Below are 294 nucleotides of genomic sequence, written 5' to 3' on the forward strand. Positions count from 1 at the left end.
GGGCATCCCGGCCGAGCAGGGCGTCGTGCGCATCGGCATTGCGCATTACAATACGGCAGCCGAGATCGAGGAGACGCTGGAAAGCGTGCACCGCGTGATCGCTATGCTGCGGCAGCAACGTTCCTGAGATAGTCCTTCTTGCTGCCGAAACCGGTCAGGAAAGCGGTGAGATTGTCGCCGAGCGCATCGCAGAGATAGCCGCCTTCCTGGACGATGACGGTCGGCAGGCCAAGCCCGGCAATCGCTTCGCCGATGCGCGAGAAGCCGGGCGTCGTCACCGAAAGTCCGCCGAAC

General features: G+C 63.6%; 1 pseudogene. It reads right to left on the bottom strand.

The annotated features are described in order from the left end of the window. Positions 1-101 precede the first annotated feature (101 nt). Positions 102-294 (bottom strand): annotated as a pseudogene (locus EN845_RS34765) (hypothetical protein); the annotation flags it as partial.

It is taken from the genome of Mesorhizobium sp. M8A.F.Ca.ET.202.01.1.1, assembly GCF_004791595.1.
Taxonomy (GTDB): domain Bacteria; phylum Pseudomonadota; class Alphaproteobacteria; order Rhizobiales; family Rhizobiaceae; genus Mesorhizobium.